This is a genomic window from Enterococcus raffinosus, from assembly GCF_019175485.1.
In the GTDB taxonomy this organism is placed as follows: Bacteria; Bacillota; Bacilli; order Lactobacillales; family Enterococcaceae; genus Enterococcus_A; species Enterococcus_A raffinosus.
Window position 1 is genome coordinate 2713701 of the sequence record NZ_CP072888.1, and the last position, 18512, is coordinate 2732212.

The window sequence follows — 18512 nt, forward strand, 5'->3', positions numbered from 1 at the left end:
TCGTCCTCCTATTTCTTCATCATTAATTTCAAAGCTGCCCGCAAATAATCGTCGGTGTTTTGCAGCGTTTCTTTTTCCAGTACTTTTTCTACTTTCTTGATCTCTTTTGGACTGTAGCCCAAGGCTTGCAGAGCTTCCATCGCTTCAGCCAGCGCAGTATCATCATTGCCCTCATAGAACAAGGACATCGGATCATCCACCAACTCAGCCAGCTTGCCTTTTAGATCCAAGACCATTTGCTGAGCCGTCTTCTTGCCGACTCCCGGGAATTTCGTCAGATAAGTCACGTCTCCAGCCTCGATAGCCTGAATCAGACCTTGGTGATCTTCATTTGCCATAATTGCTAATCCGCTTTTTGGTCCGATCCCCGAAACAGAAAGCAGACGTAAGAATAGTTCTTTTTCCGCCAAGGTTTCAAAACCGTATAATAAATGTGCATCCTCGCGAATGATCTGCTGCACATAGATTGTCACAGACTGCTCCATTTTACTGCTGTAGCGATAAGGATTTCCTAACGCGATTTGATAGCCGATGCCATTGACATCCAATACCACATAGCTTGGACTGATGAAGGTCAATCGACCTGTAATATATTCGTACATAATTAATCCTTTCTGATAGTAAGGAATGTTTCCTATACCTGTAATCCACAGTAATTCCTGTTTAATAAAATCAAGTATTGATTTATCCCCTATCCTTTCAACATAATTGAAAGGTTCGAAGGAAACCTAGAATTTCTGCACATATGTTCTCATTATTTTAGCACAAAAAGCGGCGGTTAAAAACTCTTACCGCCGAATCCTTGCAATAACTGTAGTAATGAGAAATAATCCTTCATTCGCAATTCTTGAGTAATCGCCAGTGTCGGTATTTCCTCTTCAATAAGCAGACTGGTTGTTAAACATAAATCACAATTTTCTAATGATTCTGCAAAAACGACTTGAAAATCATTGGCCAAAAACCGCCGCAAGTCTTCTTTTAAAATGGTTTCTTCAAATTCCGGCAGATCGGTCTGTAAGAAGATTCGAACAACAGGGTGGATCGTCAATTCCGGCAAACGACGCAAGACAGAAAGATAACGACCAAACAGAATAGATTCACTGCCGCCTTGGTCCGCTAAAATTTCCGTTACAAAGGCGACAAGCTGCGGCTGCTGTTTGGTGATATTCGTCCAAAAGGCCTTTCCATTGATGTTAAAGCGAATCATTGGAAACAATCGATGGTAAAGATGCCCACTGATCAAATAATTTTCGGCTTGCAGTGCCTGAAAATTTTTCCAGGTAGCTGAATCATTGATTTTCTTTTCCAATTGACGATACATCGCGTCAACCTCGGTCATTACACAAAAAGGCGCCTTGGATAATAACTGATGGATCTTTTCCGTAATCGCTGGAACATGATAGTATTCCTCCCGTGTGAGTAAATGCAAAAACAAGTTGCCCATGGCTTTTTCATTTTGGAAATAGGTAGGCATACTTGGCTTTATTTGGTAATAAAACTCCTTGAATAGCGCGTCATCGTTCAAAGCTTTCTGACTGTCCGAATGTTTTTCTAAGGAATGCTTTTGCACCTCTCGCAGCAGATGAGCTGCGACCAAATATTCCAACCGCTGCCTTTTGATCGGATTCAAGGACACCTGAAAAAATTGTTGAATGACAGTGCTGATAGTGCTCACTAATTCATGCTGCAATGGTGCAAATGGCCAGTCCTTTCCGCGGAACAAACGCCAATAATAAACGGATAAATACATTCGCACGACCGATTCTGGTGCGCGAAAAAGTACCTCTCCTCGATCAATGGCTATATCCAGCGGTGTCAGCTCCTTACGCAGATTCTTCACCTTACGACGAATGGTGGACTCGCTGCGATACAGCTTTTCGCTCAGCTCCTTGATCGTTCGTGCTTTTCCAGCAATCAATAAATGTAATATACGATAGGACAAGGAATGACGAATCAAATCTACTAAAAATTGATTTTGTTCCATCGTTTGATCCGCAATCAACAAGCGATACTGATTGCCTGTTCTTTCAAATAGCGGCAACTCTGTTTCAGTGAATCGGCGATAGTTCTTACTCAACTCTTCCAACAATCGTTGAACGCTGCGGCTGTCTAAACCGACTGTCTCAGCCAGATCGTTCTTTTTATGCGTTTTTCCATCATTCAACAGCTCCAGTAAACGGACACCAAAATAAATCTCTTTTTCGTAATTTTGTAAATCCAGCGCATTTATGTACATAAAAAAACCCCTTCACACTCTATTTTAGCAAAAGAGCGCAAGGAGCAGGTACTAAAGACCTTCAAACAAACGAAACAACAGCGGCAGCAGCGCCACCGTTACTAAGCCATTAACGCAAATGCATAAACCAGCCAAAATTCCTTCCAATTCGCCAATCTCAATGGCTCGGCCTGTCCCGATCGCATGGGAAGTACTGCCTAAAGCAATTCCCTTTGCCACAGGGCTTTGGATATTGAAAAGCTGGAAGACCTTTGTTCCTACCAAAGCACCAAAAATACCCGTAGATACAACAATCGCTAATGTTACTGGCGAAATCCCTCCCATCTGACTGGAAAGATCCACGGAAATTGCTGTCGTTACCGATTTTGGCAGCAAGGAAACAATTATTCCCTGCTTTAACGAAAACAGACGACCAATCCCGACACTCAATAAGCAATTAAGAACAACACCTACCAGCGTTCCTAAAATTACTGGTAGAAAATATTTCTTCAATTTGTCGAAATTTTGATACAGCGGCAAGGCCAACGCTACTGTCGCTGGTGTGATCATCATCGTGAATAAGTTTCCTCCCATATTGTACGCCTTGTAGCTGATCCCACTTAGCTTTAGTAAAACAATAATGAGAACAACACTTGCGATCAACGGGTTGATAAAAGGAATGTTGACTTTGCTCAACAGCTTTTCCATCAGGATATAAATCAGCAAGGTTAAGGCTAATCCGAAAAGCGGGTTATTCGCCAGCGCTGAGATCATCTGCTTCACCTCGCATTTTTTCAACTTTTTCAATGAGACGCGTCTTTTCATCACTGCTTCTTAGAGTGATTTTTTCGACAAATTCCGCTGTTTTCCCAACCGCTACTAAAGAAACGAGGGAACAGACCACCACTGCCCCAAGCAAAATCGGCCAAGTATATTTGATCGCCCCATAATATTGCATTAAACCGACACCAGCCGGCACAAATAAAATCGTCAAATGATTCAATAAAAAGTTCGCTGTATCCTCAATCGCCGTTGGTTTCAAAAGTTTGGTCTGGAAAGAAAGGAATAACAGTAAGATCCCGATAATACTTCCCGGCACGGGTAAATGAAAAAACATTCTTACGCCTTCTCCAATCACGGAATAGAGTAATAACAAACTTAACTCTTTAAACATCTTCATCGCTATCGCCTTTTCTAAAAATAAGATAGTTCTAGTATAGCGAATAAAAGGATATGTCCTCTCCAAGTTTTGTTAGAATTTTATACATTTTCTGAAAATCATTTTTCTAAACATTGCAAAAGACAGAACTCGCAGCTACTTCCTTTTTGAGGAAGTCTTTTTCTTTTGGAAAAAGGTGCTTTATTTTCACTTCGCATACGATTCTGCTAGACAGTTCGAGCCATTGGTTGAGACCTTTTTAGAAATTTCTTTTTGAACTGATTGAACTGCGAAAAGCAGAACTCGCAAAAAAGATGTACCTTGGTTGGGTACATCTTAGTTTACGAGCTCTTTGTATTGACTATAGCCGGCTTCGTCCATCTCTTCAAACGGAATAAAGCGTAATGCCGCGGAATTAATGCAGTAGCGTAAGCCGCCTTGATCCTGTGGACCATCATTGAATACATGTCCGAGGTGAGAATCCGCTTCTTTGCTGCGTACCTCTACTCGGTGCATGCCGTGAGAAAAATCAGCTTTCTCAGCCACTCCACGTTTTTCGATTGGACGGCTAAAGGCTGGCCATCCACAGCCGGCATCATACTTGTCGCTAGAAGAGAATAAAGGTTCACCACTAACAACATCAACATAAATACCTTTTTTATAAAAATCATCGTATTTGCCAGAAAATGGACGTTCTGTGGCATTTTCCTGTGTTACTGCATATTCCATTGGCGAGAGCTTCTTTTTCAATTCTTCTTGTTCCATTATTTTCCCCTCTTTCACGAATCCTTTGAATAGGCTGAGCATACACCCGCTGAAAAAAAGATACGAAGAATATGCTCAGCTCTTAAGGAATTCGCAGTCTCTGCTCTTGGCAAAAAAACAACACTAAGCAAAGGCTCAGTGTTGTTAGCTAACTCTTAATAGTCAAAATTTTTCAGCATTTGATTGACCGCGCCAACTGGAAAACCGACGATGCTGTAATAATCTCCTTCGATTTTTTCAACGAAGACGCCTGCGCCATTTTGGATACCATAAGCACCGGCCTTATCCTTGTAGTCATCGCTATCGAGATAACGATTGATTTCTTCCTCTGTCAAAAGGTAAAACGTTACTTTAGCGGAAGTTAATTTTTCTTCCACTTGGTCCCCTTTGCGAATGACTACAGAAGTATAGACTAAGTGGCTGCCGCCACTCATACTGTTTAACATGCCAAAGGCTTCTTCGCGACTTTTGGGCTTTCCTAAGATCTGTTCACCCAATACCACTACCGTATCACTGGCGATCACTAATGCTTCTGAGTGTATATCCGCAACGACCTTCGCCTTTTGTCGCGCCATTTCCATTACATAGTCGATGGGAGCATATTGATCTTTGACCTCTTCGTCGATGTCCGCAGGCTGAACACTGAAATCATCAATCAACCAACGCAATAATTCTTGACGCCTAGGTGACTGTGAAGCTAATATAACTGTCATTTTTCGCGCTCCTAACTAGTGTGGATCTTGAATTCGTTTAAACATCCGTTCCATATCACCATTGTTAAAGTGGATCAATACAGGACGACCATGAGGACAATTAAAAGGATTTTCACATTGAGCCAAATCCGTCAGCAAGACTCGTGCCTGGGCTTCATTCAAGTGATGATTAGCCTTGATGGATCGCTTGCAACTCATCATGATCGCAGTCGCTTCACGGAATTTTTTGACACTGACCGAACCGGTAATCAATAGCATATCGATCATCTCTCGGATAATACTTTCTTCCTGTCCCGCGGGATACCAGGTTGGGTGTGCCCGGACAATAAAACTATTCGGGCCAAACTCCTCTAAGTAAATACCAACCTCCTGCAAAAGTTCCGTCTGCTCCTTCAGTTTGATGGCGTCATTGTTGGGATAGTCCAATACAAAGGGAACTAACAGTTCCTGCAGATCATCTGAAACATCGCCGATTTTTTCACGGAAATACTCATATTTGATTCGCTCCTGTGCCGCATGCTGATCGATGATGTACAAGCCGTCTTTGCTTTGAGCGAACAAATACGTTCCATGCATTTGTCCAAAATATTCCAGCATCGGAAAACGTTCCTTCGGCTGCTCCTGCTCTAATTTCGTAATCGCTTGTTCAATCACCTTTTCACCGGATTGCGTACTTAAGTCAAACTCCGGATGATCGGCACTCACTGTTTCTTCGCAGCTTTCTTCTTCAACTGATGGTGGCTCTTCCACAAGCGGTTCAGATGTTTCTTCCACGATTGCTGCCTTCTCTGGCTCTTTTTCCAGAGGCACGGACATCGTCTTCTCCACGACTTCTTCCTTCAAAGGTACCGGTGTTTCAATTGTTTCTGGTTGTTTAGGTTCGACATAGAAAATACCGGTCTTCGGATCGTAGTTCAAGTCGCTTTTTTTCTTTGGCTGTTCCTCTAGCGGCAGGTCCAATTGTTCGGTTTGGATTTTTTCGACTTTGCGTTTGAAGCTTGGATTTTCACCCACATCTGGAATCAAATTAATCTGGCGCAGGCTCTCCGCAATCCCTCGACTAATCAAGTCCATTAGTTCTTTTTCTTTCGATAAGCGAACTTCCTGCTTGGTTGGATGAACATTCACGTCCACCAAAAGCGGGTCCATGGTGATCTCCAGCACCGCAATTGGATAACGGCCTACCATTAATTTTGATTGATAGCCGTTGATGATCGCTTTATTCAGAGCATAGTTCTTGATGTAACGACCATTGATGATCACGGATAAGTAATTTCGACTTGCCCGAGTTACCTCTGGCAGCGAGACGTACCCATTGAGGGTAAAATCTAAGTCCTTCGCCTCGACCTTTAGCATCTTCTTCGCTGTCGCTACCCCGTAGATACCAGCGAGCGTTTGCTTCAAGTCGCCACTGCCGCTGGTGCTTAACATCTTGTGTCCATCATGAACGAGTCGAAAGGCAATCTGAGGATGACTCAGTGCCATCCGATTCACAATGTCACCAATATTCGAAAGCTCGGTTTGAAGTGTCTTAACATATTTTAACCGAGCCGGCGTATTGAAAAACAGGTTTTCTACGGTGATCTTTGTCCCCGTTCGTAATGAAGTAGGACGCTGCTCTTCAATTTTGCCACCCTTCAAGAACAGATAAGACCCTTGTGTCTCATCAGCAGTCGCTGTCTCCAAGGTCATTTCAGAAACAGAGGCAATTGAGGGCAGGGCTTCTCCACGGAACCCCAATGTTCGAATGCGGAACAGGTCATCCCGATTATGGATTTTGCTGGTGGCGTGTCGTTTAAACGCATTTTCCACATCGTCTTGACTGATGCCTTCACCATTATCCACGATCTGAATTTTTTTCAGTCCGGCTTCTTCGATTAGAATATCGATTTGGGTCGCCTTCGCATCAATAGCATTTTCGACTAATTCCTTAACGACCGAGGCTGGACGTTCGACAACCTCTCCGGCCGCGATCTGATTGGCTAAGCGTTCGGATAATTCTTGGATTTTCCCCATCGTATCCGTCCTTTCTTCGTGTTAAATCCGTTTTTGTAATTCGTATAGGAAGTTTAATGCCTCCATTGGATTCATTTCAAGTAAATTGGCTTTCTTGATACTATCCACAACTCCTAATTCAGCAGTGGATACTTCGTTGAACAAAGAGAGTTGCTCCGTTTCTTCAACGACTTCCATATTTTTCTGTATCGGCGTATCGGCTTCCAAAGCGGATAAAATCGTTGCCGCACGGGAAAGCAAGTCGGTAGGCATACCAGCGATTTTGGCTACGTGAATCCCGTAGCTTTTATCAGCGGGACCATCCATTAATTTGTGCAGGAAGACAACTTCGCCGTTCTGCTCTACAGCACCCACGTGCACATTTTTTAGCTGCGGCAAAGTTTCTTCTAAGACTGTCAATTCATGATAGTGGGTTGAAAATAGCGTCTTGGCCTTAACATTTTTGTGGATGTATTCAATGATTGCCTGTGCTAAGGCCATTCCGTCGTAAGTTGCTGTTCCACGACCCAATTCGTCAAACAGAATCAAACTGTTTGGTGTCGCATGACGCAACGCTTGATTCGCCTCCATCATTTCCACCATGAAAGTGGATTGTCCCGCAATCAAATCATCACTAGCTCCGATTCTGGTAAAGATCTGATCGAAAATCGGCAGCTCCGCACTTTCCGCAGGGACAAAACAGCCCATTTGCGCCATGATCACTGTCAACGCTAATTGTCGCATGTAGGTACTTTTCCCAGACATATTCGGTCCAGTAATCAATAGCAGCAATTCATCTGGATTCATGTGGACGCTGTTTGGGATGTATTCTTGATGCCCCAAGACCTTCTCCACAACTGGATGACGACCTTCGTTGATCTGCAAATTATGGGTACCGACTTCCATTGTCGGCTGCACGTATTGATAACGCTCGCTGACTGTTGCAAAGCTTTGCAGCACATCAGTTGCACTCAAGCTTTTCGCGAGTTTTTGCAAACGTGTAATCGCCTGTTTGACTTCATTTCGTACTTCTAGGAAAAGGTTGTATTCTAGCGCAACCGATTTTTCTTCGGCTTCCAAAATCAAGGTTTCTAGCTTCTTCAATTCTGGCGTGATAAAGCGTTCCGCATTCGCTAAAGTTTGTTTCCGCTCGTATTTGCCTTCTTCTAGATTGGCCAAGTTAGACTTCGTAATCTCGATATAGTAGCCAAACACACGGTTATAGCCAACTTTTAAGGTCTTGATCCCTGTTGCTTCACGCTCGCGGGCTTCCAATTCTGCCAGCCAGGTTTTGCCGTTTTTCATGGCTTCCCGATATTGATCCAGTTGTTCGTTGTACCCGTCTTTGATGACATTTCCTTCAGTGATTTGCAGCGGTGCATCATCGGTGATCGCTTTTTCAATCAAATTGACCAGATCATCCATAGGCTCCATATCAACCAGCAGATCGTTCCATTCTCCCTGATTGATCCCAGTCAGCAATTGGCGAATCTGTGGCACCTGCATCAACGAGGTCTTCAATTGAATCAAATCACGTCCATTGACGCTCCCAAAAGCAACCCGACCAGCTAAGCGCTCCAAATCATACACTTTCGTCAGTGCTTCATTCAGATCCATCCGTTCAAAATACGCGTTCAATAAAGAAGAAACCATCGCTTGACGAGCATTGATCTGGCGTTTTTGAATCAATGGACGATCAATCCATTGCTTCAGTAAACGTCCGCCCATCGCGGTCTTCGTTTCATCTAAGAGCCACAGTAAGGTCCCTTGTTTTTTCCCTGTTCGGATCGAACGAGTCAATTCCAAGTTGGTTTTAGAGAAATAATCCAGCTTCAAAAAATGCTCCGGCTGATATTCCTCAGCTTTTTGAATATGTCCTAAGCTGCGTTTTTGTGTGACAGATAGATACGTCAACAGCTTGCCGGTCGCTTCTTTTTCTAGCTCATCGGTGATGTCCGCGGTTAAAAAGCTGAATTCAGCATTGTCTTCGATCGTTTCCTGCTGTGAAAAGACGAGGCCTAGGCGTTCCGCCAAATTTTTCTGCAACGCTTCTGGAATCTCGCTGCCTAAAACAATCTCTTTCGTTTGCAGAGCTGTCGCTTCATTCATTACCGCTTCTTCATCGTGTAACAATGCAGTTTTTAACTCCCCTGTCGAAAGATCGACATAAGCAAACCCAAATTTATCTTTAACTTGTGTGACTGCGGTCAAAAAGTTATTGGCTTTGGCTTCGATGCCCTTGCCTTCCATCAACGTTCCAGGTGTGATCAACTGGACGACTTCTCTTTTGACCATCCCTTTGGCTTGTTTGGGATCCTCCATTTGCTCACAAATGGCTACTTTATAGCCTTGTTCAACCAAGGTATCAATGTACCCTTGAGCTGAATGGTGGGGGACTCCGCACATAGGAATCGGATCCTCCGCATTCCGATTTCGGCTGGTTAGTGTAAGCTCCAATAGCTGTGAAACCTTGATCGCATCCTCATTAAAGAGCTCGTAAAAATCTCCCAAACGGTAAAATAAAAATGCGTCTTTATATTGTTCCTTGATCGCCAAATATTGTTCCATCATCGGCGTATTTTTCGTTTTTTGAGGCATTATTGCGCTCCCTCCTCTGTTGCTTCATCTGCTTCTATCGCGGCATTGACCTCTTTTTGGATCATATTGGTCAAGTGCTGCAGCAGGTCGTTTGCTTCAAATAGCTGTTCGCGGTATGCGATGACTAATGGATGCTGATCGAATTCTTTAGTCAGACGATCCGCTTCCTTCAATGCTTCTCGTTCTGCTTCGGGTTTGCCGTAGTGGGCAAACTGTACCGCATCTTTTTGTGCAGCTTTGATGCCTTCTTCTAATTCCTGAAGTGTGTCGTTTTCTTCTACTCGTTTTTTCAGCTGTTGAAAACGGATAATTATTTCATTTTCCCCTAATAATGCGGTTAAATGAGATAAAGCCGCTTCAACGGCGGCTTCATTTGCTAGATTCATTTTATCCCTCTGCTTCTATTCTCTAAATGGACGATCCTCGTTGATTAAAACTGTTTCAATCTTTTGTCCGTGACCGTTCTTATCAATGTCGATCACGCAAGCCGATAACACTGTTCGACCTTCTTCGATCACTTCAAAACGATGCGGCAGTGCGGTTAAAAATTTTTCAATGATCGGTTCTTTCTTCATTCCTAAAATACCATCGTAAGGTCCAGTCATTCCAACATCTGTCAGATAAGCTGTTCCCTTAGGTAAAATTCGTGCATCATTGGTTTGAACATGGGTATGGGTGCCCACGACTGCCGAAACACGGCCATCTGCGAACCAGCCCATCGCCTGTTTTTCACTCGTTGTTTCTCCATGGAAATCCACAAAAATGTAAGGCGTACGCTTCTGTGCTTCAGTGATCAACTGATCCGCGATACGAAAAGGATCGTCTAGATCTGTCATGAATGAACGTCCCTGCAGGTTGATGATCGCAAGCTCTAGGTCGTTCACCTTCACATATAGATGGCCCTTCCCTGGTGCACCTTCTGGAAAGTTCGCAGGTCGGATCATTTTCTTCGCGTCAGTTATAAATTCAAAAATCGCTTTGTTGTCCCACGTATGGTTCCCCATCGTTACAACATCAACACCATCTTGCAAAAATTTCTTATAGATTTTTTCCGTAATTCCACGACCAGCTGCCGCGTTCTCGCCATTGACGATCGTCAACTGTGGATGGTATTTCTTCTTCAATCGCGGTAAATAATCGCTCAGCATTTGCCGACCTAACGAACCAACAACATCCCCAATGAATAATAAGCGCACTTTTTTTCCCCTTCTCTAGTTAAGCATCTTGTCTTATTATAGTTGTTTTTGCTTGAAAATAAAAGATTCCATTCAACTTGCTGAAGGCAATTAAAAAACTGCAGGCAGTCGTTCACCCGCAGTTTCTACTTTTTAAACAACCTCGGCGGCGCCATCCTTATCCCAATGCGCATTTTGTTCATTTTCCGAGTGATAACTTTTCACATGCTCCCATTTCTCAGGGTCTTGCTGGTAGGTGTTAAAATCCAGTTCATCGATCAGCCATTTTTTCTGTTCTTCCTCATAAACAAGGCTGGCAATCGCATTTTGTCTATCTGAAAACAGCGCTTCATCGATTCCGACTTCCTCCACCAATTGCATCGAACGTTTAAGATCAATGTACAAGTCCAATTGAACCTTCGTTTGGCCGTTGTTTACCGAGATCGAATCACAATCAATCTTAATGTTCTGAAACTGCTGATCGAAGCTCTTTAAGTAGGGCTTCAATTGATCAAAGCCCGTCTTCATCTCTTCCTTATGCTCCTTGGAGGCTATCAGTTGTGAGACGTTCAGACCGTCACGAATCCCTTGATTAAAGGAATCAAAATAGTTGACCGCTGAGGCTAGCAAATGTTTTTGAAAGGCTTGATTCCCTTCATACAAGCTATTTTCTTTAACCGTCAACCGCTGATCCTCTGAATTCAGGTCGACTGTTTCCTTGGCTTCTTTTGCACCAAATTTTGGATGTGCCATTTCATAGACTACATCGTATTCGCCTGGCAAGAAAGGGCCGAAGGTATATTTATTCCAGTCTTCCACATAGTCACCGGAGACTTCTTGGCCTTGAATGGAGGCTCTAAGCTCTGTGCCCTTAGGCAATTCAATGACAAGAAAACGAGCCGTTGGATAGATCTGAGCCGGCTTTCTAAAGGAAGAGCCTTCTTCAATCGTGAAATGCCCTTCCTTTTTCAGCAGCTTCACAACCTGTTCTTTTTTCATCTTCTTTACCTGCTGATAAAAGACGGTTCGTGCATTTTTTGAAATCTTTTTTTTGTTGGAATAGCTGGGCATGTATTGTTTTACTGTCTCAGTATCCTTTTCAATAAGTGCCGTTGCAAGGCGCTCCACCGTTGCCTCTTCACTGTTTCTATAACTGGAGTAGCTGATGAAACCAAAAACAGTTATGGCTATTATGGCAATAACTGCCAGCGTTCCAGTCTTTCTATTCATCAAGCCCGCCTCTAAAGGCCGCTTTCATTGATTTAAAATAGTAATTCCGGCTTTCATTCGCTGAGTTGATTTCCCACTTGCCGTCTTTTTTCTCAAGCTTCACTTGGTAGCCTTCACCGTTCATATTGTCATCAGTATTAATCGGTGCTTCATTGATTTTCGCTGGCAATTCCTGCAGCAAATATTTTTCAGCATCGCGACGAACACTAGTATAGTCTGTATATTTCCCCTCATTTTCCTCTACGAATTTATCCGTAATAGATTCTGTATCAACATCATCTAAAAATACCATTTCCGGACGAACGTAAATCACCGCGGATTCAGGGAAGAATTCCTTAAAGCTATAGGTCACTTTGCCTTTTTCCGCATTTGTCTGCTGGATCTGTGTAATGACTTTGTCCAGTTCCGCTGTTGATGGCTCGTAGTCAGAGAATTCGTCCTTCAAACTATTGATGCTCTCTTCTTTGAAGGTTTTTCTTTCCGCGTCCACATCGTTAGCCAATTCAAGTTTTCCAGCAGCTTTCTTCTCTTCCTCTTTCACTTCATCAGAACCATAAAAGACTTTTGTGATATACTGCCCTGTCAAGGCCTGAACAGCTTTTGTATCATCATTGTATTTCTTTGTGTTCAGCTTCAGCTCAACACCCTCATCTTTGTCTTCATCTGAATAATACATTGGTTTATAGTGCAGCTCATATTCCGCATCTTTTTTCACTTCAAAAACTAGCGGCTCCGTAAAACTCTTATCTTCAGACAGACTTTCACTACTCATTACTTTAAAGTTATCATTCGAGTCATAAACATGCTCCGAAGAAACTTTTTTCCCATCTTCATCATACAAAGCAAAATCAGTAGAGGAAACATCTAATTTGTCCTTAGATTTGTTTTTGACTTTGATATCCAATGCCAAAAAGCCCGTTTCATCATCAACCTTTTCCCCATCAGGGATGATGTAACTACCGCCTTCGACACTCAATTCAACCTTAGAAGATTGTGCTGTATTTTCCTTTTTATCTTCTTTTTTCGACTCACCGCCGCCTGAACAAGCAGTCAATGTTAGTAACAAGCTGCTCAGTAAAACCAATCCGCTAAAAACCCTAAACTTTTTCATGCGTACTCCTCCTAAATACCCTATTTAATAAGCACATAAAAAAACACTTATTATCTATATGATAAACGGAAAATAGCGTCTTCGTCAACACCGTTAAAGAAATTAGCAACAAGTCGATAGAATTTAAAAAAACAAACAAAATTAATAAAGCAAAATGTTGAAATAGAATCTTATAATATTTAATTCTATTTAATTTGTCATTTTCTCCTTCGTTTTCTTTCAATCAACGAAACATTTCCTGCTTAGTTTCTTAATTGTGTCGTTCTCATTTTTTTAGAAAATTGGTTTTTTATCTGAATTTTATTTTTTTTAGGAACAAAATACTCAAAGGCTTCAATAATTGACTAATGACTGGTCGCTCGATTAAAAAGCACGTAAAAACGAACCGAGAGTCCTCCCCCAGTTCGTTTAATCACTACTTATTAATGAACCAATTCTAATTGGCGTAAAGCTTTGTAAATACCATCTTGATCGTTTGTATCAGTCACGAGATTGGCTGCTTCTTTGACGTGAGTTGCCGCATTGCCCATCGCAACCCCTGTTCCTGCCAAGTTCAACATTTCAATGTCATTATTGCCATCGCCGAAAGTAACGATGTTTTCTGGTTTAATCCCGACTTTTTTCGCTAAAGCCAAAATCGTTTGCGCTTTTGAGCCAGGATTTGGAATAATATCGACACTGTTCTCATGCCAACGGACCAAACGAAATTCTGGAAAGGCCGCTTGGAATTCTTCATCCATTGACTGATCATAAAAGGCACAGCCTTGATAGACCTCATGTTTAGAGAAATAATCTTCTTCATATTCTGGCGCTTGCTGTCCAAAAGAATTCATTGCATTGCTTACTTTTGACGCGTCAAAATCCGTCACACGTCCAAAGGAATCTAGCCCGAAAAGCATGATGTCGACTTCACGTGCACTTGCGAATTCAATCATCCGAGTCAGGGCTTCGCGATCAAGCGTATGCTTATAGACTTGCTCATGATCTAAAAAGCCAGCCGATCCGTTACAGATGATATAATTCGAACAACCTAATTGATGAATCACATCACCAGCCAACAAGCGGGAACGTCCCGTCGCAATAGTCACTAAGTGTCCAGCTTCACGTAATGCCTTCAACGCCTTCATCGTGCTGTCCAATGGTTTTCTTTGGCTGCTCAACAAGGTCCCGTCAATGTCTAGTGCGATTAATTTTCTTTCCAAAATTTATCTCTCCATTTATATGTATTTGCTGCCCTCACGTAGGGCTAACTTACTTAATGAATGCTGCTGCATAAAATTTCTTACCCAATCAGGATTCACTTTACTATAATCTCGCAATGCCCAGCCGATCGCCTTCTGGATAAAAAACTCCTCGGTCGTCAAATCTGCTAAGATCGCTTGCGCCAATAACTCTGTATCGGTTTGCTCTTTAAACATCAACTGTAAGTTGATCGCTACTCGCCGATACCAAAAATTTTCGTGCTGATAAAAAAACGCATAAACCCGTTTGATCTCCGTAGGATGCGCCAAAACCCACGTAGAAAAAACTTTGCGCCAAGCGTCAATACTGTCCCACCAAGTTTTTTCCCCTAACAAAGGAAGCAATGCTGCCAAATCATCTAGCGAAAAACGTTTGATGTTCTTTTGAGCCAAATCAATTGCATAATATTGATACTCTCGCTCTTCTTTGTAGAAATTGCGAAAAATCTCCTCTAACAGCTCTGGCATCGGCAGCTTCAGGCTTTCCTTTAAATAAGGACGTTCCAGCAATGCACGCTGTGGTTTTTTGACGCCGCAAAAAGGAAAAAGGTTTTTCATATAACGAGTCATTGGTCCAATATTTTCAATTTGATGCGGAAAAATCAAAGGTTCCATCTTTTCCTCCTTCATTGTAGAGAAGTTTCAGAGAATTTGCAAAATGTTATTCCGTAATTCTCCGTCAATATTTTCACTGACTTTGAAAGAAAGTAATCGTTTTTTGCCAGCACCCAACAATTAACACATTTTTTTCAAAAAAGCAACAGCTGAACTTGACTCAAGCCACGTTTTTCAGTTATACTGACCTTTGTGTAAAATAATGCAGCAGAAGAATAATAGCCCGTCCCTAGTTCGTTGCCAGCATTGGTTCAATTGTGTAACCGCGGCTGCGAAGGTGAAGATTGAAGAACGAACTACACGGATATGAATTTTTCAACGGATTATTTTACTCCAAAACAATTTATTGGAGGAATTTTTAATGTCTCGTTATACAGGACCATCATGGAAACAATCTCGTCGTCTTGGTATCTCATTATCAGGAACAGGTAAAGAATTAGCACGTCGTCCATACGCTCCAGGTCAACATGGACCAAACAGCCGTGGAAAGAAATCTGAATACGGCTTGCAAATGTCAGAAAAACAAAAATTACGTTTCATCTACGGATTAAACGAACGTCAATTCCGTAACTTATTCGTACGCGCTAGCAAAATCAAAGAAGGTAAACACGGTGTTAACTTCATGATCTTACTAGAACGTCGTCTAGATAACGTGGTTTACCGTCTAGGTTTGGCTTCAACTCGTCGTCAAGCTCGTCAATTAGTTAACCACGGTCACGTAACTGTCGATGGCAAACGTGTTGACATCGCTTCATACGAAGTAGAAGTTGGTCAAGTTGTCGGTATCCGTGAAAAATCTAAAAACATGGTTACAGTAAAAGAAGCAGTTGAATCAGCTGTTGGTCGTCCTGCTTTCGTAAGCTTCGACGATGAAAAATTAGAAGGTTCATTGTCTCGTTTACCAGAACGTGATGAAATCAACCCAGAAATCGACGAATCATTAGTCGTTGAATTCTACAACAAATTAATGTAAGACTTCTTACAGACACCCAAATCCTTTTTCATGGATTTGGGTGTTTTTTTCAACTTCGATACGTCACAACGCAAGCTAAAGTGTATCATTTACTTATGGAGGGAACAAAAATGAAAAAAGCAGAAACTGTCGAAACACTTGCTACTATCGAAGAAGTTGTTACTGCAGCTCCCCAAAAAGTTGTCATCGGAAACGCAAAATTTGCGATTGTCTCTTATGTGGTGGATGGATTTAAACACATTTCTAAAAGAAGTATTACCGTCCCATTAAGTTATCAAGTTGGTGATACCATAAAAATCAGATACGATAAAAATGATCCTACCAAAATCAAACGAATCAGATAGGCCGATTTAGGTCATTTCCTGGATATCTTTCATGCACCAAAACACCCGCGGGTCTGAGTAGAAAACCGCGGGTGTAGCTGCATATTAATTAATAATCTAACTGCTTTAAGCGCAGCTTCGCTTCTTCTTCATTAATGAACTCGATGGTATAAAGCTGCGCAATGTCTTGCTTCAAATTTTCTAATTTTGTATCTTCTTCAAAAAAGTTCATCACTCGCAAAACGGCCTGTGCCAGCACAGTTCCTGATCCTCCAGACCCCAATTGAAAGCCTAATTCAGCAGTTTCAGACACTCTGCTTCCTTCGATTTCTTTCAATAATTCTCTGAAATCACCTTCAACAAGGAACTCTTCTTCCTTCTCTTTCACTTTTTGTCTTAGCTCATTGATATTCGTTACTTGATAGAGCGCGTCACTATCACGAATTGATCTCAATTCCTCTAATACCTCTGCAGGTGTGGTAGCTAATCCCTTCGCCAATAACTCAAGCGTTTCTTCTGAATAGCTGTCTGGATTCTGTTTGCTGATTCTAGCCAATTTTTGTTCCGAAAGCTCTTCTTTTTTTGAGAGCTCGCTCCTTGTTATGCCCTTCTTCTTCAAATAAATATCTAGAACATTTTTCATCACTTTTCCTCCTTCACATCTATTAATTTTTGTTTTTACTAAAGTCGATAACGTAATCGATTTACAAATAGACACAAGGCAAAAATCCCAAGATCAACACCAAAAGATTCAAGGTGCAGAGGTACATCACCTAATTGATAAATCGCTAATCCCGGAGTCACTATTAAATTGATATCTTGACCGGTTTTATTAAAGTGTACAACTCGAATAACCATCTGCACGATGTGTAAAAGTAGGATGATTCCAAAGCTCATTGCCATAGAATCAAAGACGATTTTTCTTACCAGTTCATCATTCTTCCTAAAAATTTCTTTGACTAAAAAATATATTGAAGACCCAAGTGCATACAGAGCCAACAAACCAAAAATAAGCAATGCCCCTGCTATATAATTATTCACACCCGATATACGGAAAAAGCCCATTCATTAATCCTTCCCTTCATCCAAATAAAAAATTTCATCAAACGGCCTATCAAAGTAAGCCGCTATTTTCAATGAAAGCTCTAAACTAGGATTATACTTTCCTTTTTCGATCGCAGTCATTGTTTGGCGTGAAACCCCCAGTGCCTGAGCCATTTCTTTTTGTGGAATCTTCTTTTCTTCTCTGATTTCTCGAATATGATTTACGACACTCAATTTCTTCGCTCCTAGTAAAGATATCTTTACTAAATCATAAGTCATTCTTCACCTACAGTAAAGAAATACTTGTATAGCTGGAAGAAGCTGCTAAATCTTTCACTTATCGGTTATTGACGAATATTGGCTTATCAATGATAATGATTAGATGATATTGAATGAAAAAGAAAAGGGTGGAAAAATGAAATATTGTCCCAATTGTGGTGCGGAATTACGAGCGGAAGCGAAGTTTTGTCCGGCCTGCGGATTCAATTTGGAGCAAGGAACTCCAAACGAAGACGACAATAACGAACCTTTTGTTCAAGTACAACCAAAGGATCACTTTGAACTAGAGCTAGAAAAAGCGGAAGGCTTAAATGTTACACGTGCTGACATTAAAAAGCATGCCCAAGAGAAATTATCCGGCAGGTATGGAGAATGGTGTAAAACGATCCTTCTCCTGATTGGTGCAAACATTGTCGCAGGTTTTATTTTCCAATTTGCTTATGTCCGCTTCTTTACCAATAGCATTTTAGGTCTTGTTTCTCCTTATGGCTATTACAATTACAATTATGATTATAGCTATGGTTACAGTCGTCCATTTTCCGGTGTTTCGACCTTCTTATGGTTTTTAGTGATGATTGCTGCGCTGATCTTAATATTACTGATTGCCGCACTTTCTACAGCTGTTTTACAATGGTGTGCGATTCACACGCTGCGAGGCAATCGTGCAGATGGGCTGCAAATTTTTGCTTATTTTATCAAAGCACAAAAAAATCGCGTCTTAAAAGCAAATGTTTTAATGGCCATCTACACGTTCTTCTGGTCACTACTTTTCGTTATCCCAGGAATTGTAAAAAGCGCTTCTTATGCAATGACTAATTACTTACTAGAAAAAGACGACACCTTGAGCGCTTCGGATGCGATTTTGCTAAGCCGTCAAATTATGGATGGCTATAAAATGGAATTTTTGATTCTGCGCTATTCCTTCTTTTTCTGGAATTTGATCGCATTCTTCCAAGTTACAAACTTCTACATTATGCCTTATCAAAATGTTACTGAGATTCAATTCTTAGACATGCTTTATAATCACTATGTAGAAAAACATAGTGAAGCTTAAAAAGAAACGTCAGCTAAAAATA

20 protein-coding genes are annotated in these 18512 nt (G+C 41.6%); 3 read left to right on the forward strand and 17 right to left on the reverse strand.

All coding sequences use genetic code 11. The features are described from left to right. Positions 1-8: 8 nt before the first annotated feature. The 14 genes from ruvA to J9537_RS13310 form a co-directional block, all read right to left on the reverse strand. Positions 9-602, reverse strand: coding sequence for a Holliday junction branch migration protein RuvA (gene ruvA / locus J9537_RS13245; protein ID WP_010745297.1), 594 nt, complete (start codon positions 600-602; stop codon positions 9-11). A 176-nt stretch (positions 603-778) separates the two neighbouring features. Then, a complete protein-coding gene (locus tag J9537_RS13250; RefSeq protein WP_010745296.1) occupies positions 779-2236 on the reverse strand; it encodes a helix-turn-helix domain-containing protein in 1458 nt (485 codons plus the stop codon). A gap of 51 nt (positions 2237-2287) precedes the next feature. After that, entirely contained in the window at positions 2288-2986 is a 699-nt protein-coding gene (locus J9537_RS13255; RefSeq protein WP_371085610.1) for an LrgB family protein, read from the reverse strand. Further along, a complete protein-coding gene (locus tag J9537_RS13260; protein ID WP_010745294.1) occupies positions 2967-3395 on the reverse strand; it encodes a CidA/LrgA family protein in 429 nt (142 codons plus the stop codon). The genes J9537_RS13255 and J9537_RS13260 overlap by 20 nt, the downstream gene beginning before the upstream one ends. 315 nt (positions 3396-3710) lie before the next feature. Then, positions 3711-4139, reverse strand: coding sequence for a peptide-methionine (R)-S-oxide reductase MsrB (gene msrB / locus J9537_RS13265; RefSeq protein WP_010745293.1), 429 nt, complete (start codon positions 4137-4139; stop codon positions 3711-3713). Between the two features lie 155 nt (positions 4140-4294). After that, complete coding sequence (locus J9537_RS13270) at positions 4295-4852, reverse strand: Maf family protein (protein WP_010745292.1); 558 nt, start codon at positions 4850-4852, stop codon at positions 4295-4297. A 15-nt stretch (positions 4853-4867) separates the two neighbouring features. Continuing rightward, entirely contained in the window at positions 4868-6868 is a 2001-nt protein-coding gene (gene mutL / locus J9537_RS13275) for a DNA mismatch repair endonuclease MutL (RefSeq protein WP_010745291.1), read from the reverse strand. A gap of 21 nt (positions 6869-6889) precedes the next feature. Beyond that, positions 6890-9445 (reverse strand): DNA mismatch repair protein MutS, encoded by a 2556-nt coding sequence (gene mutS, locus J9537_RS13280; RefSeq protein WP_010745290.1) that lies wholly within the window; start codon positions 9443-9445, stop codon positions 6890-6892. Continuing rightward, the gene (locus J9537_RS13285; protein WP_010745289.1) at positions 9445-9831 is read right to left on the reverse strand and encodes a YlbF family regulator; all 387 of its coding nucleotides are present in this window, start codon (positions 9829-9831) and stop codon (positions 9445-9447) included. The genes mutS and J9537_RS13285 overlap by 1 nt, the downstream gene beginning before the upstream one ends. Positions 9832-9846: 15 nt before the next feature. Continuing rightward, positions 9847-10641 (reverse strand): TIGR00282 family metallophosphoesterase, encoded by a 795-nt coding sequence (locus J9537_RS13290; RefSeq protein ID WP_010745288.1) that lies wholly within the window; start codon positions 10639-10641, stop codon positions 9847-9849. Positions 10642-10773: 132 nt separating this feature from the next. Then, entirely contained in the window at positions 10774-11850 is a 1077-nt protein-coding gene (locus J9537_RS13295) for a zinc ribbon domain-containing protein (RefSeq protein ID WP_010745287.1), read from the reverse strand. Beyond that, entirely contained in the window at positions 11843-12961 is a 1119-nt protein-coding gene (locus J9537_RS13300) for a DUF4352 domain-containing protein (RefSeq protein ID WP_010745286.1), read from the reverse strand. Before J9537_RS13300 ends, J9537_RS13295 begins: the two co-directional genes overlap by 8 nt. 422 nt (positions 12962-13383) lie before the next feature. Next, positions 13384-14163, reverse strand: coding sequence for a Cof-type HAD-IIB family hydrolase (locus J9537_RS13305; protein ID WP_010745285.1), 780 nt, complete (start codon positions 14161-14163; stop codon positions 13384-13386). A 15-nt stretch (positions 14164-14178) separates the two neighbouring features. Further along, the gene (locus J9537_RS13310; RefSeq protein WP_010745284.1) at positions 14179-14817 is read right to left on the reverse strand and encodes a DNA alkylation repair protein; all 639 of its coding nucleotides are present in this window, start codon (positions 14815-14817) and stop codon (positions 14179-14181) included. A 361-nt stretch (positions 14818-15178) separates the two neighbouring features. Here J9537_RS13310 and rpsD point away from each other — a divergent pair, with 361 nt between their 5' ends. After that, positions 15179-15790, forward strand: a complete 612-nt coding sequence (rpsD, locus tag J9537_RS13315) for a 30S ribosomal protein S4 (RefSeq protein ID WP_010745283.1) — start codon at positions 15179-15181, stop codon at positions 15788-15790. 110 nt (positions 15791-15900) lie between these two features. Continuing rightward, the gene (locus tag J9537_RS13320; RefSeq protein ID WP_010745282.1) at positions 15901-16134 is read left to right on the forward strand and encodes a DUF3592 domain-containing protein; all 234 of its coding nucleotides are present in this window, start codon (positions 15901-15903) and stop codon (positions 16132-16134) included. Between the two features lie 88 nt (positions 16135-16222). Here J9537_RS13320 and J9537_RS13325 read toward each other — a convergent pair whose 3' ends face one another. From J9537_RS13325 to J9537_RS13335, 3 genes are read right to left on the reverse strand one after another with little or no spacing between them, the layout of a single operon-like run. Further along, positions 16223-16756: a helix-turn-helix domain-containing protein gene (locus J9537_RS13325; protein ID WP_010745281.1), complete on the reverse strand. Its 534-nt coding sequence runs from the start codon at positions 16754-16756 to the stop codon at positions 16223-16225. A 38-nt stretch (positions 16757-16794) separates the two neighbouring features. Next, on the reverse strand, positions 16795-17178 hold the full coding sequence (locus J9537_RS13330; protein WP_010745280.1) for a hypothetical protein: 384 nt from the start codon (positions 17176-17178) through the stop codon (positions 16795-16797). 3 nt (positions 17179-17181) lie between these two features. Then, positions 17182-17391 (reverse strand): helix-turn-helix transcriptional regulator, encoded by a 210-nt coding sequence (locus tag J9537_RS13335; protein ID WP_028020024.1) that lies wholly within the window; start codon positions 17389-17391, stop codon positions 17182-17184. A gap of 181 nt (positions 17392-17572) precedes the next feature. On the opposite strand from J9537_RS13335, the gene J9537_RS13340 reads away from it, so the two are divergent. After that, positions 17573-18490 (forward strand): DUF975 family protein, encoded by a 918-nt coding sequence (locus J9537_RS13340; RefSeq protein ID WP_028020025.1) that lies wholly within the window; start codon positions 17573-17575, stop codon positions 18488-18490. Positions 18491-18512: the final 22 nt, after the last annotated feature.